This is a genomic window from Mycolicibacterium obuense, from assembly GCF_055397605.1.
The window spans coordinates 1-16384 of record NZ_LC872746.1 but is presented as its reverse complement, the minus strand read 5'-3'; the positions used below and the strand labels follow the sequence as shown (position 1 = coordinate 16384).

Below are 16384 nucleotides of genomic sequence, written 5' to 3'. Positions count from 1 at the left end.
GGTAGCCTTTCACCCACCACCGCGAGTACGCTATCGGCAAGAAGTCGCGGTGGTGATACCGCACGTGAAAGGACCGCCGCCCATGTCCCCGACCAAAGCCGTGACCACCACTGCTGAGGAACGCAAGCGCGCCGGTCTGGCCGCCCGTGAGCTGCAAGCGCAGGCCGACCGCGCGCTGCTGGCACGCATCATGCCGGTCGTCGGCCGCAACATCGCCCAGCGCCGCGAGACCCTGGGCTTGTCTCAACGCGCCCTCAGCGACCAGGCCAGCGTCGACCGTATCTTCCTGCGTGGCGTGGAAGCCGGCGAACGTACACCCACCGTGGTCTTTCTGGCAAAGATCGCGCCCCCATTGCAGACCACCGTCGCTGCGCTCACCAGAGGCATCGAGCAGGCCATGGCCACGCCAGCGCAAGACTCCTAACCCGCCCGCGACTCCAGGGAGGGCACCACTGCAATGGACCCGTTCGACTCTCCCCCACCAGACCGAAACGCCCAGTCACCCACCACCCCAGCCCCCTACGTGGCGGCCGTCCGACCGTTCCACGCCGTCAGCGTCGACGATCGACACCCCGTCGCACGCGTACGACTCACCAACGGTCTGACCTACCTGAGCTGGCACCACGTGCGACACGACGACCTGGCTGCTGTCACCCATCGCCCGGCGACCTACTGGCTCCACATCGACCGCCACGCCCACGACGTGGTAGCCCGTATCCGCACCCTCAGCGCTACTGGAGCGCTGCCCCAGATCGCCTGCTTCACCGAGCTGCGCCATCACATCGACCCCAATGCCGGATGGACCGCGGGCATCGCCGCGCTCCCACCCGAGGACTGGACCGCTGTGCAACACCGCGTCACCGACATTCTGCGCAGCAACTAACCACCACGACTTCGTAGAATCTGAATTCCCGCTCGCCGCCACTACGCCGCTGCGCCACTATCTCCGGTCAGTTCGACAGGGGGATAGCAGTGCGCCCGCGATCTCTGGCCGACGGGGGACTCGACCGCGCAGGCACACTGCTACCTGCTCAGAATAGCGAAGGGCTATTGGCGTTAGCCCATATGCGATCAAATCCTTTGCGCTGCTTATCCTCTACCACGGCGGGGGCAACCACCCGGAAATGCTCGCACCCCGGCCCAGCAGGTAGGTGATGCCGGACAATGCGGTCAGCCCCCACCGCCCTCTGCCCTGGGCTACCCGCAAGGTATGCGTCCATGGCGCCCTCGGACCCAGTAGCGAGCCTGCGGACAGACCGCGCCGTCACACCCCGCCGACCGCCCACGCCCGCCGGTGTGACACGACGGACGTCGTACACTGCGAAACCCGACTCGGCGAAGACCCGCCGGAACTCGTCTTCAACCGCGGTCAAGCCCGCCTCTCGGACCATCTGCGCCACACTGCTACCCGCTATCAACGTCTGACGTGCGTTGAGCCGCCGAGCTGTCGCTTCGATGAGCATCGCCCGCGCCCCGGCCGCCGGCTCCTGACGGTACCGCTCCACCATCCCGGCGCGCCCACGTGCACTCGTCAGGGCGAAAACGCAGTACGAACAGCACGACTTTTCCCACGCCACACCAAGGTTCGCGGACACGTAGTCATGACAGGCTTGTCGGTCAAAGCCAGCCTCTATCAACGGATACCAACCGGTGCGCTGTGTGGTGTTGTACCGGCGGTCCTTTTCAGCCCGGCCCTGCTCACCCAATTCGAACCCAATGGCATGCCGATATGGTTGCCCTGCCGTGAGTTTGGCAATCACCGGGTCCAAAGCCCACCCTTTGGCATGCATGCTGCACTTCCGTGCTCCCCCGAGCTGTGGCAGCGTGCCAGCAGACAGCATCTCGTCGGACAGCCGGTATGCGCCCTCCGCGTACAGTTTCTGCGGATACGTCGAGTCATCCAGCACGACAACACCTTCGCCAGCCGCCGTCGTAACCCGCTGACCGCGGGCGCACTGGACGTAGCGAACGCCAAACTCTCGGAACAGCGGCAGCATCAGTGACTCCACCGCAACCGTAGTAGAGCTGAACTCGTCTCCCACCATCGCCGTGACCACCACCATGTCCTCCACGGCGAAGTCGCGGGTTGAGGGTTCCCGCAGCCACCGCAGCAGCAGGCACGTTGTTATGTAAACAGTCAAGCTGTCGCAGAAGGAACGGTGTCGCAGGGCGGCGGCGCCTCGGTGGAACCTACCTCGGGATTCTCCAAGGGCGGGCCTGGTGTGAATGGCGATTTTCCAGCCGGCCCCTGGTGATCGCTGCGGAGTCGGAGCTCTGTTCGTCGGACTGATGCCAGTGGCCGAGCGTCGTCGCCGGCGCCGAAGTCCTCGCGTCAGCGCCTCTTCTCTTGGTGGTGGCGATGGTCGGTCAGACCGGCTCGGCCGATCAGAGCGGCAGCGACGAGCAGTGCAGCCCCTGCGGCGTAGACGGCGGTGATCCCTGCCGCATCAGCCAGCCACCCACCCAGCCCGAGGGAGGCCAGGCGGCCGAGTTGCCAGATCAGATCGAAGGCGGCGAAGACCCGGCCGCGTGCGGCGGGTGGGGTTTCGGCCTGCAGCAGCGAGTTGAAGGTGACTGCGCCGGCAGAGGTGCCCCCGCCGTAGCCGGCCAGGCTGCCCAACGCCACCACCGGGACGCGGACACTCGCAAGGACGGCATCTACGGCGGCGCGCAACAGATAGGGTCCGAAAATGAACGCGGGTTTGCGAGGATCGGTGATCAGCCGGGTCAGCAGTAACGGGCCTGCTGCGGCGCCCACGCCGATGCAGGCCAGCGCGATTCCGTATCCGGCGGGGCCCCTGCCCAGGCGCTCGCGGATCAACACAACCAGCAGGGCACTGGTCGCTCCGGCCGACAACGCCGCCAGGGCCTGACCAGCGGCCAAGGCTCGCAGCACCCGGTGCCCGGCCAGCACCCTGATGCCGTCTCGGGCCTGATGCCACCAGGCGGCACGGGCCGCATCGGCTGCCGGGCGCAGCAGGTGCAGGCGGGACAGCAGCAGCGCCGAGACGGCGAAGCTCGCTGCGTTCACCCAGAACGCCAGGCCATAGCCGACGGTCGCGACCACGGCACCCGCAGCCGGGGCGAGCACGATCTGGGAGAGCACCGCGGCGGTCCAGATCCCCGAGTTCCCGGCGATCAACTCCTCCTCGTTCACCAGCGCGGGCAGCGCGGCACTGGCGGCCGGATTGAACAACGCCGACGCTGCGGACATGGCGAACGCCACCGCGTAGATGCCCGGCACCGAGCCGGCGACCAGCGGTAGCCCCGCAGCCACCAGCACGCGCGCCAAGTCGGCAACCACCATGACCCGCACCGGCGAGAACCAGTCGACTGCCACCCCAGCGAACGGTGCCAGCAGCAGCACCGGGACGATCTCCGCGACGATCACCCCGGCCACACCGAGCCCGGAGCCGGTGCGGTCCCACACCAGCAGGCCCAACGCCACGGTGGCGAACGCGTCACCCCAGGCAGAAGCGGTGCGCGCCGCCCACAACCGGCGGTAACCAGGATGGGAGAACACCTGGCGCAGCCCGGTGCCCGCACGTCCTGGCTGGCCGCGGCTCAGCGGACTTTCTCCATGGTGTGCCCGCAGCAACAGGTGGGGTTGCGGTCGCGACCGTGGCCTGGGACGGCGCCCTTGGTGACGGTCATCTCACATCCGCGCTCCGGGTCCGGGCGCCGGTACACCTCGCACTCGACTATTGCCATGACCTGCGCCTCCCTTCGGTTTCCGGTCCTACACTGGAGACGCTAAAACCTTCACCCCAGGTGAAGGTCAAGGCGAGCGGCCGGGACGCGAAGGAGGCAGACGATGGCCCAGGCGATGACCGTCGGGCGGGCCGCCCAGGCGGCCGGGCTCACCCGTAAGGCCGTGCGCTTGTATGAGGAGCGCGGCCTGCTGCCGCCCGCCCAGCGCACTGCGGCCGGGTACCGCCTTTACAACCAGGACGACGTCGACACCCTCACCTTCATCCGCCGCGCCCGCGCCCTGGACCTCCCCCTGGACGACATCGGCACCATCCTCACCCTCCGCCGCGCCGGTCCCACCCCGTGCGGAGCCGTACGGGATCTACTCGACGCCCGGATCGCGGAGATCGACAACACCATTACCGAATTGCTGGCGCTGCGTGCGAGCCTCACCGCCAGTCGGGACACCGCCGTGGCAGCCGATACCGAGTCGGAACCGAACAGATCGATCTGCCCGATCATCGAACGGTGAAGTAGCCGCTCAAGGACCCTCATGTCTCACTGAACTCTTGATGGCCGCGTTGCGAACTGGCGGTAGCCGAGCCTTTGCGGAATGGCCACTCGTTGCGGCAAATGTCCAGTCAGACTGGGCCGACCGATCATCGGACGGCTGAGCGGCGTTCGATAAAAGACTGTGTTGTGCCAGACGCCGCCCCGCTGGGCGATGCGTTCGCGGATGCCGACGGTTCAGCAACCGGCGGCGTGGTGCGGGGCGATGCTTGCGCGATTCTCCGTGAAGATGGAGGCATGCAGAGTCCGCAGCCCTGCGTCGTCGACTGTGGTGGTTTGCTTCTACAGCAAGGCTTTGCCGCCTGCCGGACTCCCATGGGGACAATCCGGCCGCCTCGGGCTCGCATCGTAGAGGCCCGCGTGCCAGTTGGATCCCGGCAGGCAGGTCACCTGCTACCGGGTCCTCCTACCTGGTCCGCATTTTCTTCGGGCTGTGGCCTGGGTGCGCAGCAGTCGTCGGCGGTGTCGGTGGTGGTGTGGCGGCGTTCGCGGCGGGTGAGGGTGGCGATCGCGGTGACGAGGATGAGGCCGAGTGCGGTGATGGCGATCGCAAGTTGGTGTCCGGTGATCCAGGCTGACACGGTGCCGACGACGCCGGTGAGTGCGCCGATGCCGGGGTGCCCGCCGAGTAGTTGTGGCAGCCAGTAAAGGAGTAGGTAGCCGCCGGAAAGGGCAAGCACGGCGCCGGTGATGCGGTTCATGTGGGGCAGCAGCCGTCGGAGGAACCGGTTGATCAGGCCGCTGGCGAATGCGGCGAATAGCGCGAGGGACAGCAGCAGGGTGGCGGAGCCGGCGGCGTAGGCGGCGAATACGACCAGGACGCCGGAGATGTTGGTGCTGGCCAGGGCTTGGGTGACGACCGCGAGCAGCACCGCGAGCGTGCAGGAGGCGGAGGCCAGTGCGTACCCGGCGCCGAAGGCCACCATGCCTCTGGGCCCCTGCCGCGGGGTGCCGGAACGGCGGGTGGGTAGCCGCAGCGGCAGGTGTCCGCCGGCGACCATGGCCAGGCCGCCCACGGCCAGGATCGCGCCGAGCGCGGCGGCCAGCCACGGGATGACACCGGTCAGGGAACGCAAGCCGAGGGCGAGTAGTAGTCCGATGGCGGTGAAGGTGCCGGCGAACCCGGCGGTCAGCGCGAGCCCGGCGCGCAGGCCACCGGCCAGCCGGGACAAAGCGCCGGGCCGCGCGTCCGCCTGGCCGTCGCCGGTGTCGACGGCGTAGGCGAGGAAGGCGGGCAGTACGGCGAAGCCGCAGGGGTTGACCGGGGCGAGCATCCCGGCGCCGAAGGCGAGCGCCAACAGCGGGCCGATCACGCGCTCACCTTGGCCAGTTCGGCACGGATCTGATCGGCGGTGGGCTCGACAGCGCGGAACACCGGTTTGCCGGAGGCGTCCAGCACGACGGCGGTGGACAGCTGAGTGACCTGGTAGGCGCTGATCAGGGTGGCGTTGCTGTCGCTGGCGTAGGCAAGGCTGGTGGCCTGGTTGGCGGTGAGGAAGTCTGTGATGTCCTGCTCGGTTTCGCCGGGGCCGATGTCGACGGCGACGAAGTTCGCCTTCGTGCCGACCGCCTGCTGGACCTGGGCGAGGGTGTGGGTGGCCGGACCGCAACCGCCGCACCCGACGGAGAAGAAGAACAGCACGCTGGGCCGCGAGCCGGGCACCGCGACCTGCACGCCCTGCAGGGTTCGGGCGGTGAACGCTCCCGCAGCGGCAGTGGTCCCGGCCTTTGCGCTGCCGTCGGCAGCGGGTGGGGACGCGGTCTGCTTGCTCGACGGGGAAAACGCCGAATACAGCACGACGGAGATCCCGACGACGGCGATAACGGTCAGCGCGATCGTGACGAGTCGTCGACGAGAGCGAAGCGCGGCAGGTCCGGTCGGGGCGGGTGCGTCAGGCATGGGTCAGGACTCCTGGTTGGGGTGGGAGGACTCGTGTGGCCGATCGGGCTGGTCGCGGGCGGGTGGCACGGGCGGGCAGCACGAGTTGTCTCGGGTGGCACCGTGTCGGGTGACGCGCCGGCGCGCGAACCGCGTCACCGCGGCGAGGACCACCACGACGGCGGTGCCGATGACCCAGGGGTTGCCCAGTACCGAGCCCACCGCGCCAAGGGCTCCGGCGGCGATCAGCACCGGCAGGCCGCAACACACGATGGGGACCAGGAGGAAACCGGCGGCGGCGAGCGCGGTGCGCTTGCTCTCGGAGCCGGGGTTGGTCGACATGGAGGCGGTCTCCTCGGCTGGTCAGGCGTTCGGGGCGGTGATGCGCATGCACGCGGCGAGGGCGGCGGCGTTGTCCGCGGCCAGCGAGCGCGCCAGCAGCACCAGTTCCGCGACGCGGGGGTCGGTGACCCGGTAGTAGGCGAAGCGGCCTTGGCGGCGCAGCTGCACGTAGCCGCAGTCGGACAGGCAGGCCAAGTGACTGGACACCCGGCCCTGGGACAGGCCGATGTGCGTGACGCATTCGCCCACGGCGTGTTCCTCGTGCAGCAGGAACTCCAGCAGCCGCAGCCGGGCGGGGTCGCCGAGGGCGCGGAAGAATTTCGCCATCATCTCCACCCCGTTCGGCTCGGTGGGCAGCAGCGTGCTGCTGCGTTCGGAAGCGTCGGCCACGGTCGCCGTCCTCACATCGAGTGTCTGTCGTATCCGGATGTACGAATCTTAGGTTAGCATCTATGCATCCGGGAAGACGAATATGTCAGTGGGAGGAGATCGCTGGTGCGGTACGACTTGGCGGTGATCGGTTCGGGTGGGGGTGCGTTCGCGGCGGCGATCGCGGCCCGCGGCAAGGGCAAGAGCGTGGTGATGATCGAGCGCGGCACCGTTGGCGGGACGTGCGTCAACGTCGGCTGTGTGCCGTCGAAGGCACTGCTGGCCGCGGCCGAGGCCCGCCATGTGGCGCTGGACCAGCACTTTCCGGGGATTTCCACCAGCGCGGGCCCGGTGGACGCCGCCGCGCTGATCGGTGGCAAGGACACACTGGTGGCAGGGTTGCGGGCGGAGAAGTACGTCGACCTGGCCGCCGAGTACGGGTGGGAGATCCTGCCCGGCGAGGCCCGGTTCATCGAGGGACCGGCGCTGGAGGTGAACCTGCATGACGGCGGCCACGTCCGGGTCGAGGCCGAGCACTACCTGATCGCCACCGGCTCCACCCCGCGTACCGACGGCCTCGACGGAGCCGACCGGGTGGACTACCTGACCTCGACCACCGCGATGGAGCAGACCGAACTGCCCGAGTCGTTGGTCGTCGTCGGCGGCGGCTACGTCGGGCTGGAGCAGGCGCAACTGTTCGCCCACCTCGGCGTCCGAGTGAGCATCGTGGGCCGATTCGCCCCGCACACCGAACCGGAACTCGCCGGCCTGCTGGCCGGGGTGTTCGCTGACGACGGCATCGCCGTGATCGCCGAGCGCGCCACTGAGGTTGAGGCCGATGGTTCGGGCGTCGTCGTCACCGCCGGTGGGCAGCGGGTGACTGGGCAGCGGCTGCTGCTCGCGACTGGGCGGAACCCGGTCACCGCCGGGCTCAATCTCGACGCGGTGGGCGTGAAGACCGGGCATCGCGGGGAGGTGGTCGTCGACGAGTATCTGCGCACCGACAACCCGCGCGTCTGGGCGGCCGGGGACGTCACCGGGCACCCGCAGTACGTCTACGTCGCCGGGGCCCATGGCAGCGTCGTGGTCGACAACGCCTTCGGCGACGCCGGGCGCACCCTGGACTACCATCACCTGCCCGCGGTCACCTTCACCACGCCCAGTCTCGCCTCCGCCGGGCTGACCGACGTCCAAGCGGTGGAGCAGGGCTACGCCTGTAAGTGCCGGGTGCTGCCGCTGGAGTACGTGCCGCGGGCGCTGGTCAACCGCGACACCCGCGGCGCGATCAAGCTCGTCGCCGAACAAGGCTCCGGGCGGCTGCTCGGCGCGCACGTGCTCGCCGCGGGCGCCGGGGACGTCATCGCCACCGCTGTCTATGCGCTGGCAAACCAGATGACGGTGCACGAGATGGCCGACCTGTGGTGCCCCTATCTGACGATGGCGGAGGGCATCAAACTCGCCGCCCAAACCTTCACCCGCGACGTGTCCAAACTCTCCTGCTGCGCCTCCTGAAACCCTGCTCTCGGAAGGACAATCCCGATGACGAATGACCTGGACACCGTGGTGTCCACTATGGATAGTGTCTTCTCCCGCCAGGACAGCCCGGCCGGATGGCTATGGCAGCCGCTGTTGCGGCAACTGGCCCGCGGCGAACCCCTCACGATTGCCGACCTCGCGGCCGCCACCGGCCGCGCCGGTGACGAGGTTGCGCAGGCGGTGGGCCGACTGCGCGACACCGAATACGACGACGCCGGACGGATCGTCGGCTACGGCATCACGCTGCGCCCGACCCCGCACCGTTTCACCGTCGACGGCCACCAGCTCTACACCTGGTGTGCCCTGGACACCCTCATCTTCCCCGCCACCCTCGGCCAATCCGCCCAGGTTGAATCCCCCTGCCACAGCACCGGTGCCCCGATACGGCTCACCGTCGAGCCCGACCGAGTCAGGGATGTCGAGCCCCAGACCGCGATGGTCTCCATCGTCACGCCTGACGACTTGGTCTCCGTACGGGCTTCCTTCTGCAACCACGTGCACTTCTTCGCCGACGCCGACGCCGCGGCGCCCTGGCTCGCTGAGCACCCCGGCGGATCGGTCCTCCCAGTCGCCGACGCTTATCAACTCGGCCGGCAGCTGGACGCCGCTCAATCCGAGGAGCCCGAGCCCGGCGGGTGCTGCTGACGCCCACCTGCGCCGCCCGAACCGCCATCACCGAGAAGGGACAGCCACTGTGAGTACGGACTTCGATGTAATCGTGATCGGCGCCGGACCGGGCGGCGAGACCGCCGCCTCGCGCCTGCACGCGGGCGGACGGCGGGTCGCGTTGATCGAGCAGGAACTGATCGGCGGGGAGTGCGCCTACTGGGCGTGTATCCCGTCCAAAACCTTGCTGCGCCCACCCGAGGCCCGCGCCGAAGCCGCCCACGCGGCCGGCCTGTCCACTCCGGCGCAGAACTGGGCGGCACTGCGAGACTACCGCGACTACATGATCCGCCACCTCGACGACACAGAGCAGGTCACCGGATACGAGAAGCAGGGCGTCACGGTTATCAAGGCCACCGCAGCCCTGGTGGGCCGGGACCCGTGGCGGGTACGGGCCGGTGGCCGGGAACTCACCGCCGAGCACGTGGTGATCGCCACCGGCTCCGACGCGATCCACCCACCCATCGAGGGCCTGGACGAGGTCAGCGTATGGACCAACCGGGAAGCTACCACCCTGCGCGAGATCCCCGAGCGGATCGTGATGATCGGCGGCAGCGCCGTCGGGATCGAACTCGGCCAATTCCTCGCTCGCATGGGCGCTCGGGTCACCCTGATCCAGCGCGGCGACCGGCTGCTGGACCGGGAAGACCCCCGTGTCGGGGACATCGTCGCCACCCACCTGCGCGCCGACGGCATCGACGTCCGTCTCGGCCGGCAGGCCACCGCCGCGCGCCGCGACGGCGCCGATACGGTGATCGACCTCGACGACGGCACCACCGTGCGCACCGACGTCGTCGTGCTCGGCACCGGACGCCGCCCCCGCACCCACGGGCTCGGCCTGGAGACTGTCGGGGTCACACCGGACCCGCGCGGCGCGCTGGAGGTCGACGAGCACTGCCGCGTCACCGCCGGCCTCTGGGCGCTCGGCGACGTCACCGGGGTCGCGCTGTTCACCCACGTCGCCATGTACCAAGGACGGGTCGTGGCCGACAACATCCTCGGCACACCCCGCCAAACCACCTACAGCGGCATCCCCCGCGTCGTGTTCGCCCAACCCGAGATCGCCGCTGTCGGCCTGACCACCGACCAAGCCCGCCAGCGTGGCCTCGACATCGCCACCACCGAACTCGACCTCGCCGACTCGATCGCGCGACCCTGGACTTACGAAACCGACCCCGACGGCACCCTCGGTCTCATCGCCGACCGCACCCAGCGGACGCTCATCGGGGCCTGGGCCATCGCACCCCAAGCCGGGGAATCGATCCACACCGCCGCCCTCGCCATCCGCGCCCAGATCTCCATCGACACCCTGCTCGACGGCGTCGCCCAATTCCCGACCTACACCGAGGCGTACCTCGCCGCCCTCGAACAGCTCGCCATCTAGAAACCGCCCGGCCGCTCTCGGTGTCACAGCGTCGGTGGACGGGGGTCACCTCCGGGTGTGAAGCGAGATCACGTCGGGATCGTGGTGCGCCAGATGTCGGATCTGGTCCTCCAACTCCGAGTTGCGCAGGGCGAGGACCTGGATCTGGTTGGCGTAGACCCTGATCGTCTCCTCCAGTTCCCGCACGGTGGCGGCGTGGTCGCTGGCGGTCTGTTTGCGTTCCCGCTTGAGGGCGGTGATCTCCTCGCGCAGCGCGACGAGTTCAGGTTGCTGGGCTTCTCGATTCGCTTGTGCCGCAACAACGGCGTCCTTGAACTCCGGAGGCGAGCGGTAGAACGAGTCGCGGCCCACACCGGCTTCCCGGCACAGGTTGGAGACCGTCAGCTCGCCGTCGGTCACAGTCGGCTGACCGGCGAGCAGCCGGGTCAGCGCCTGCTCCAGGCGGACTTGGGTAGCGACGCGGGTCACGCCTGCGCCTCCTCGCTGTCGAGATCACCGATGAGCTGGTCGAGCTCGGTGATGTAGCCGGTGAGCGCGACCTGCTGGAGTTTCGGGACCGGACCGGCTTTCTCGCAGGACGCCTGGAGATCCAGGGCCTGATTGCGGGCGGCGGCCAGCCGGGGCCGGTGCACTGTGGACCGTCGGGCGTTCGGACAGCGCAGGCACATGTTGTGCTGCGGAACGGGCTGCCCGACGACCTTGGCTCGCTTGACACAGACCGCGGTCGCCGCGTTGAAGAAGCAGTCGTTGAGCACGCCGGGATGCAGCGTCTTGGTGAGATGCCGAAGCATCGTCCGCAGCCGCAGCTCGTCGGACACGACGCCGGGGAGATCACCCAGCTCGCGCCGAATGCGCTGGAACTCGGCGTTGATCCGCTCGGCCGCCCCACCGCCGGACTGGGCGCCGGTGTTCCAATCCCGGTAAAGATCCTCCACGTAGTCGAGCATGGCGACCGCCTCCTCGGCGGCGACCTCGGCGGCGAACCCAGAGGCTGAGGTCCCGGCATAGCCCTCGAACATGGTCACCTTGGCGTGGTGGTACTGCCGGGCACCGGCGACCACACCGAAGGGCTGGTGTGCGATATGCCAGGCCAGACTCCGCCGGAACTGCCGGGTGGTGAACACCCACTGCTGTTCCCCGTCGGCGGGGACGAACGGTTCGGCCACCCCGTCGGACGATTGGGTACCGAACAGCTCGTTGACGTGGTCCCGGAAACCACCGAGGCGCTCGGTGAGCTTGTTCGCCAGCCGTGGCTTGCTGGCGGGCCAGAGCCGGTAACCGAACAGATGCGTGGGGTCGTCGTTGATCTGCAGCAGGACGTCGATCGCCTCGTGAACGGCGTCGAGCACGACCCACTCGGCCTCGTCACCGGTGAGCTTGCGGCCCTTGAAGACCCGGCCGCGCAGCTTGTAGCGGGTCCGGCCGTCAACGGCGGTGGTGGTGGTGACAGCGCAGTCCCGCGCCAGCTCCAGGACTTCCATGTCCCGAAGTCCTGACAAGTAAGCCACCAGCACCCAGCAGGCGGTGCGCAGGTGGTGCAGTTCGTCATGCAGGCTGCGGTGATTCAGCCGCCCTCGCCAGGGTCGCCCGGTGTCCGGCCACGTCGAGATCGGCGTGTCCAGACCACCCTCTTCGTAGCCGATCTCGGCGCCGATCTGCTCCATCAGCCGTGTCGGATGCCCCTGGAAGCTGTTGGTTCCGCTCATCAGGGCGACGAGAGCGGCGTTCGGGGCTTGCACGACGCCGTCGACAACCGGCGCGGTCGGGCGCTGGGCCAGGCAGTACAGCGGCAGTGCGGGAACACCTCGCCCCTCCTGACGGCGGCGGTCCAGGAACGCCTCGATCTTGGTGACAGCCTCGCCATGCCGGCACCGGCCGCCTGCTCGGGCCTGCTCCAGGTCGGCGATTTCCCGCTGGGCGGCCAGGAGGTCCCGGCTGGCGGTCTGGACGTAGAACAGGGCGGCGCGCAGCAGTGGAGCCATGATCGGCTCGGGGATGCGCGGGGTGCTGTTCTCCTCGTCCGGTCGCCGCCCGGCGACCTGGGTGGCCGGGCGGCCCTTCCAGGGCACGACGGTGAGGCGGTCCGCGGTCAGGTACGGGCTGTGCGCCTCCAGGTGCTGGATGACGCCGATCCGGACAGCCAGCGTGTTTGGCACACAGGTCTCACGCCAGACGCGTGCGGTCGCGTCCAGGTGGGATTGGCGGGCCTGCGCCAAGCGCGTCACGCCCTGCTTGCCGAGCTCGGTAAACAGTTGACGCACGATGATGAAGTCCTTGTAGGTGTTGGTGATTTTCATCGGTCGGGCGGTCCGCGATCCGTAGGACAGCGGGACCACGCGGTGGATGCGGGAGTAGATGAACTCCTTGGCCGTGAGCATCGCGATCTCGTCGGGCAGCTCGGTGAAGTCCAGCCGGAGGTAGCCGTTGCTGCGGGGCGCGAACGGTCGGAAATCCCAGATGTCGTCGCTGAACCGGGGGCCGCGGCCAGTTGTCTCGGTGGTCAAGGACTCGGGCAGCACCCAGGGATCGGCCGATGGCTCCGGCGCGGCGGACGGGCGCGGTGCGGGGGCGCGGGTCACGCGACGGCCTCCCAGAACTCGGGCGGCAGCAGCAACCGTGCCCCACCGCTTTCGGCGATCGTCTGGGCGGTGGTGATCTGCTCGTCTCGGAACTTGGCCCGGATGCCGCGCACGATCCGGTCCCACGCCAGGCCGTAGCGCACGTTCCACTCGCTGACGGGGTACTCCTCCCGCTGGCGCTCGATGAAGTCCAGGAAGGTCAGAACCTGCGGCAGGTGCCGGGTGGTGAACACCGCGTTCGGGCACTCCAGGCAGCCCCACAACGACACCGGGCACGGCTTGCCCTTCGCCCCGAAAGGCGAGTCGTAGAAGTCGCGGCAGGAGGCCAGGAACACGTCGCTCTCGCGCGACAGCAGCGCCTGCACCTGCTCGGGTGGCAGGTCCCCTTCTCCGGCATCGAGGCGGGTGCCGTCCTCGTCGAGTACCACCGGCGGCGGCAGCGCGACGTCCAGCGCTTCGCGCAGGCCGTTCTCCACGGCTTGGTCGTGCAGCTCGTCGTGGGCGGGGATGTTTGCGTAGTGGTTTGCGGCGACGTCGGCGGTGTGGCCCTGGGTGAAGTCGGCGAGCACGCCGGTGGCTTTGAGGTATTGCTGGGACTTGTAGGTCTTGCGCAGCCGCCGCAGATCCAGCCGCACCGGCGTTCCGTCAGCGTCGGTCATCTGGTCGATGCCGTGTCGTTTCTGCCAGTTGTCCACGTGACCCCAAGGACCCTGCCCGCCGAGCGGGAAGGAGTCCCGCAGGCCCTTGTCTCCGTAGTCGACCCACAAATCGGTGCTGCCACTAAACTCGCGGGCTCGCGCGGTGAGCCGCAGCGCCAGTCGGATCAGACCGCCGGGATGGTGCAGGGCACCGCCATCGCTGACCCGCATGGACTTAGAGATCCGGCGACCGTGCGCGCGCCGCTTGACATAGTTGACACTCACGAACCCGCGGGCCGGGTTGGTCAAGCAGTCGGCCTGCAACCGCTTGGCGCACTCCGGCTCAAGCCCGGTCATGCAGATCAGCAGGATCAGGAACACGACGTTGTCCTCCCGAGTGAGGATGAGCGCCGCGTTGAGCGGGCGCCCGTTGCCCAGCCTCTTGCCGACCAGGGGCCGCAGGAACTGCATCGTGACAGGCCCGTGACGGGCGATGTGCCACAGCACGTTCTCGATCACATCCCAACCGCCGACGTTCGGGTCCTGGCCCGTCGCGGCTCGGGCTTCGCCATCCTGTATTCGGCGCGCGATCGCGCGGACATCCGCCAGCGCGGCGTTCCTGATCGCCTCGAACACGTTCTGCGGGTAGGCATCCAAGGGTCTCGTCTGACGGGCACGGGTTTCCCGTCCGAGGAACCTCAGCCGGATAGCCAGGTCGGGATCGAACGTCGTGGGGCTGGCGTCGAACGCCACGCGGAGCAGCCGGACCACCACACCGATGCTGATGCGCGGCTGGTCACTGTCCGGTCCGTACTCGGCGATCAGCGCCTGCTCGAACGCGTCGATGTGCTCGGCCTCCAGGTCACTGAACTCGACCTCGGTGGCGTTCTGCGGTTCGGCTCCAGTGATGAACCGCACGAACTTCCGCACCGAGAACAGGTTCACCTTGAACGCCTGGTAACTCGATTCGGGTCCGTCGGCGGCCACCGTGCGCAGCGTCGCGGCAAGCTGGCGGGTCAACCGCGGGCATGGCCACGCGGACATGTCGAACGTGCGGTCGGCGCCATCCAGGTGCAGCCGGAGCACCAGCGGACCGATGTCCGGGACAGGAGCGGGTTGCGCGGGCATCTGCTCCTCGGTCGGGAAAGCCGCCCAGCGGCCACGGCGACCGGAGCCGGCACCCTCGGTGCGGTTCACGCGGCAGCACCATCCTCAAGCCGGACCCTGCTCAGCGCTTCGGCTTGTTCATCCCATTCGCGCAGCGCGGACAGCACGATCTCCTGCGCCTCGTCCAGGACGTCGAGGTAGACGAAGACCGTCTCGCGCTGGCGATGGCCGAGCAGTAGCTGCAACTTGCGCAGCGGGTCGCCGACCAGCAGCCGTTTCACCTGCTGGCTCATCAGGGTCTCGCCGGGCTCCATGCGCAACGCGCGGACGGTCTGGCGCAGCAGCAGCCCGAGCATGTGCACGGCGAATGTGTGACGCAGGGCGTGCGGATGGACCACCAGGTCCAGGCCGAACCGGGCGCACCGTTCGTTGGCTCGCCGAAACACCGCCTGCCACGTCGACCGCGACAGCGGCAAGCCGTCCTCACCGAGCCACAGCCACAACGGACCACCCGGACCGTCGTCGCCGACCCGGCACAGTCGCTGCCGTTCCTCGATCGTCACCCGCGAGTACGGCCGCGAGCGGCCATCCTCGACGAGCGTCAGCGCAGTCTTGCCGGCGGAGCGAACTCCCATCCAGGCGTCCGTACACCCGTAAGCCCCGGCCGCCCGGCGGCGCTCGACCAGTTCGTCGCGTTCGATGTCGACGTAGTGGTGCAGGTCGCGCAGCACGCGGCGCGACACGAAAACCGTCCTCGGCCGGCTGCGCTTGGTGATCGTCGCGGGCAGGTTCAGGTCTCCGGTCAGCCGCCGCTGCGCCAGCGGCGGTACCTCGGTGACCAGGAGGCTCGACGCCTCTCTCAGCCGCATCCCGGTGCAGACCAACAGGTCGGCGAACACCGCGTTGCGCTCGCCGTGCCGACCGCGCCAACTCGGGTCCGGCGAGCCGTCGGGTAGTTGGCCACGCAACCCGACGTCCCGCCACACCAGGTAGTCCTCGTAGGCCAGGAACCGCACCGGCCCGGCGCTGTCCTCGACCTCGCGCTCGGCATTGAACAGCACCCGTACCAGCCCGCGGGGCGTCAACACCGTCTTCTCCACCATGCGGAACGGCTGGGCCTCGATCAGCTCCTCGTGTATCGCCCACTTGACCCACTTGTCTAGCGCCGCGATGAACCTGTTCCAGGTCGACGCGGACACCGTGAAGCCCTTGGTCCGCCGCCGCGCCCGCTTGTAGGCGCGCAGATCGTCCTGGCCGGCGTCCCAGATGGACCGTCCACCACGGTGCTCGTGGAGGAAGCGGCCGAACAACATCAGATCACGCGCGTACGCCTCTCTCGTGTGTTCCGAGCGCACACCCCACCCGTCCAACTCGCGCACGAACCGGTTCAACTCCAGGTCGTACGAGCCGTCGGGGCCGAGTAGGAACGGCAGCCCGTCGCCTACACCGGCACGACGCAGCACCTGGGCTTCGTCACCGCCGAGCCCAGGTGCGCCGAGCGCTCTCACCGGTGACGTCTTGTACATGAGCAAGGTTGAGATCCTCCGGGATCTGAACACGCCAAACACAGCGAAGCTGGCGTTGGCTAGGGACCTCTGCGACAGCAGTGAAGTGTCACCATAAA

Annotated in this window: 17 protein-coding genes; 6 read left to right on the top strand and 11 right to left on the bottom strand. The window is 68.7% G+C overall.

Annotation, left to right across the window (positions count from 1 at the left end; translation table 11 throughout):
- The first annotated feature begins 82 nt into the window (after positions 1 to 82).
- Both ACZ50N_RS27340 and ACZ50N_RS27335 read left to right on the top strand, forming a co-directional pair.
- Entirely contained in the window at positions 83 to 424 is a 342-nt protein-coding gene (locus ACZ50N_RS27340) for a helix-turn-helix domain-containing protein (protein ID WP_110797896.1), read from the top strand.
- A gap of 33 nt (positions 425 to 457) precedes the next feature.
- Positions 458 to 883, top strand: coding sequence for a hypothetical protein (locus tag ACZ50N_RS27335; protein WP_046361800.1), 426 nt, complete (start codon positions 458 to 460; stop codon positions 881 to 883).
- A gap of 148 nt (positions 884 to 1031) precedes the next feature.
- Here the strand turns inward: ACZ50N_RS27335 and ACZ50N_RS27330 are convergent, their stop codons facing one another.
- The 3 genes from ACZ50N_RS27330 to ACZ50N_RS27320 form a co-directional block, all read right to left on the bottom strand.
- Positions 1032 to 2063, bottom strand: coding sequence for a hypothetical protein (locus ACZ50N_RS27330; protein ID WP_234788824.1), 1032 nt, complete (start codon positions 2061 to 2063; stop codon positions 1032 to 1034).
- Between the two features lie 269 nt (positions 2064 to 2332).
- On the bottom strand, positions 2333 to 3523 hold the full coding sequence (locus ACZ50N_RS27325) for an MFS transporter (protein ID WP_014805440.1): 1191 nt from the start codon (positions 3521 to 3523) through the stop codon (positions 2333 to 2335).
- Between the two features lie 41 nt (positions 3524 to 3564).
- On the bottom strand, positions 3565 to 3711 hold the full coding sequence (locus ACZ50N_RS27320) for a hypothetical protein (protein WP_014805441.1): 147 nt from the start codon (positions 3709 to 3711) through the stop codon (positions 3565 to 3567).
- A 103-nt stretch (positions 3712 to 3814) separates the two neighbouring features.
- On the opposite strand from ACZ50N_RS27320, the gene ACZ50N_RS27315 reads away from it, so the two are divergent.
- Positions 3815 to 4222 carry a heavy metal-responsive transcriptional regulator gene (locus ACZ50N_RS27315; RefSeq protein ID WP_014805442.1) on the top strand — a complete coding sequence of 136 codons (408 nt, stop codon included), beginning with the start codon at positions 3815 to 3817 and terminating at the stop codon, positions 4220 to 4222.
- Positions 4223 to 4646: 424 nt separating this feature from the next.
- On the opposite strand, the gene ACZ50N_RS27310 is transcribed toward ACZ50N_RS27315, so the two are convergent.
- From ACZ50N_RS27310 to ACZ50N_RS27295, 4 genes are read right to left on the bottom strand one after another with little or no spacing between them, the layout of a single operon-like run.
- Complete coding sequence (locus tag ACZ50N_RS27310) at positions 4647 to 5573, bottom strand: cytochrome c biogenesis CcdA family protein (RefSeq protein ID WP_014805443.1); 927 nt, start codon at positions 5571 to 5573, stop codon at positions 4647 to 4649.
- Positions 5570 to 6160, bottom strand: a complete 591-nt coding sequence (locus ACZ50N_RS27305) for a TlpA family protein disulfide reductase (protein WP_052765176.1) — start codon at positions 6158 to 6160, stop codon at positions 5570 to 5572. The genes ACZ50N_RS27310 and ACZ50N_RS27305 overlap by 4 nt, the downstream gene beginning before the upstream one ends.
- 3 nt (positions 6161 to 6163) lie before the next feature.
- Entirely contained in the window at positions 6164 to 6481 is a 318-nt protein-coding gene (locus tag ACZ50N_RS27300) for a mercuric ion transporter MerT (protein ID WP_014805445.1), read from the bottom strand.
- 21 nt (positions 6482 to 6502) lie between these two features.
- Positions 6503 to 6811 carry an ArsR/SmtB family transcription factor gene (locus ACZ50N_RS27295; protein WP_079633045.1) on the bottom strand — a complete coding sequence of 103 codons (309 nt, stop codon included), beginning with the start codon at positions 6809 to 6811 and terminating at the stop codon, positions 6503 to 6505.
- 165 nt (positions 6812 to 6976) lie between these two features.
- Between ACZ50N_RS27295 and merA the strand changes: the two genes are divergently transcribed.
- From merA to ACZ50N_RS27280, 3 genes are read left to right on the top strand one after another with little or no spacing between them, the layout of a single operon-like run.
- Positions 6977 to 8362 (top strand): mercury(II) reductase, encoded by a 1386-nt coding sequence (gene merA / locus ACZ50N_RS27290; protein WP_014805447.1) that lies wholly within the window; start codon positions 6977 to 6979, stop codon positions 8360 to 8362.
- 60 nt (positions 8363 to 8422) lie between these two features.
- Positions 8423 to 9031 carry an organomercurial lyase MerB gene (gene merB / locus ACZ50N_RS27285; RefSeq protein WP_238994857.1) on the top strand — a complete coding sequence of 203 codons (609 nt, stop codon included), beginning with the start codon at positions 8423 to 8425 and terminating at the stop codon, positions 9029 to 9031.
- Between the two features lie 49 nt (positions 9032 to 9080).
- Positions 9081 to 10436 carry a dihydrolipoyl dehydrogenase family protein gene (locus ACZ50N_RS27280; protein ID WP_464475759.1) on the top strand — a complete coding sequence of 452 codons (1356 nt, stop codon included), beginning with the start codon at positions 9081 to 9083 and terminating at the stop codon, positions 10434 to 10436.
- A 45-nt stretch (positions 10437 to 10481) separates the two neighbouring features.
- Here the strand turns inward: ACZ50N_RS27280 and ACZ50N_RS27275 are convergent, their stop codons facing one another.
- The 4 genes from ACZ50N_RS27275 to ACZ50N_RS27260 are packed head-to-tail and all read right to left on the bottom strand — an operon-like array spanning position 10482 to position 16268.
- Positions 10482 to 10904 (bottom strand): hypothetical protein, encoded by a 423-nt coding sequence (locus ACZ50N_RS27275; protein ID WP_014805450.1) that lies wholly within the window; start codon positions 10902 to 10904, stop codon positions 10482 to 10484.
- Entirely contained in the window at positions 10901 to 13015 is a 2115-nt protein-coding gene (locus ACZ50N_RS27270) for a hypothetical protein (protein ID WP_014805451.1), read from the bottom strand. Before ACZ50N_RS27270 ends, ACZ50N_RS27275 begins: the two co-directional genes overlap by 4 nt.
- Positions 13012 to 14850 carry a hypothetical protein gene (locus ACZ50N_RS27265; protein WP_041783812.1) on the bottom strand — a complete coding sequence of 613 codons (1839 nt, stop codon included), beginning with the start codon at positions 14848 to 14850 and terminating at the stop codon, positions 13012 to 13014. The genes ACZ50N_RS27270 and ACZ50N_RS27265 overlap by 4 nt, the downstream gene beginning before the upstream one ends.
- The gene (locus ACZ50N_RS27260) at positions 14847 to 16268 is read right to left on the bottom strand and encodes a tyrosine-type recombinase/integrase (protein ID WP_205879576.1); all 1422 of its coding nucleotides are present in this window, start codon (positions 16266 to 16268) and stop codon (positions 14847 to 14849) included. The genes ACZ50N_RS27265 and ACZ50N_RS27260 overlap by 4 nt, the downstream gene beginning before the upstream one ends.
- Between the last annotated feature and the right edge of the window lie 116 nt (positions 16269 to 16384).

Coding starts and splice junctions, on each gene's coding strand:
- ACZ50N_RS27340 (WP_110797896.1), top strand. CDS start 83: ATGTCCCCGACCAAAGCCGTGACCACCACTGCTGAGGAACGCAAGCGC.
- ACZ50N_RS27320 (WP_014805441.1), bottom strand. CDS start 3,711: ATGGCAATAGTCGAGTGCGAGGTGTACCGGCGCCCGGACCCGGAGCGC.
- ACZ50N_RS27295 (WP_079633045.1), bottom strand. CDS start 6,811: ATGATGGCGAAATTCTTCCGCGCCCTCGGCGACCCCGCCCGGCTGCGG.
- ACZ50N_RS27330 (WP_234788824.1), bottom strand. CDS start 2,063: ATGGTGGTGGTCACGGCGATGGTGGGAGACGAGTTCAGCTCTACTACG.
- ACZ50N_RS27335 (WP_046361800.1), top strand. CDS start 458: ATGGACCCGTTCGACTCTCCCCCACCAGACCGAAACGCCCAGTCACCC.
- ACZ50N_RS27305 (WP_052765176.1), bottom strand. CDS start 6,160: ATGCCTGACGCACCCGCCCCGACCGGACCTGCCGCGCTTCGCTCTCGT.
- ACZ50N_RS27300 (WP_014805445.1), bottom strand. CDS start 6,481: ATGTCGACCAACCCCGGCTCCGAGAGCAAGCGCACCGCGCTCGCCGCC.
- merB (WP_238994857.1), top strand. CDS start 8,423: ATGGATAGTGTCTTCTCCCGCCAGGACAGCCCGGCCGGATGGCTATGG.
- ACZ50N_RS27315 (WP_014805442.1), top strand. CDS start 3,815: ATGGCCCAGGCGATGACCGTCGGGCGGGCCGCCCAGGCGGCCGGGCTC.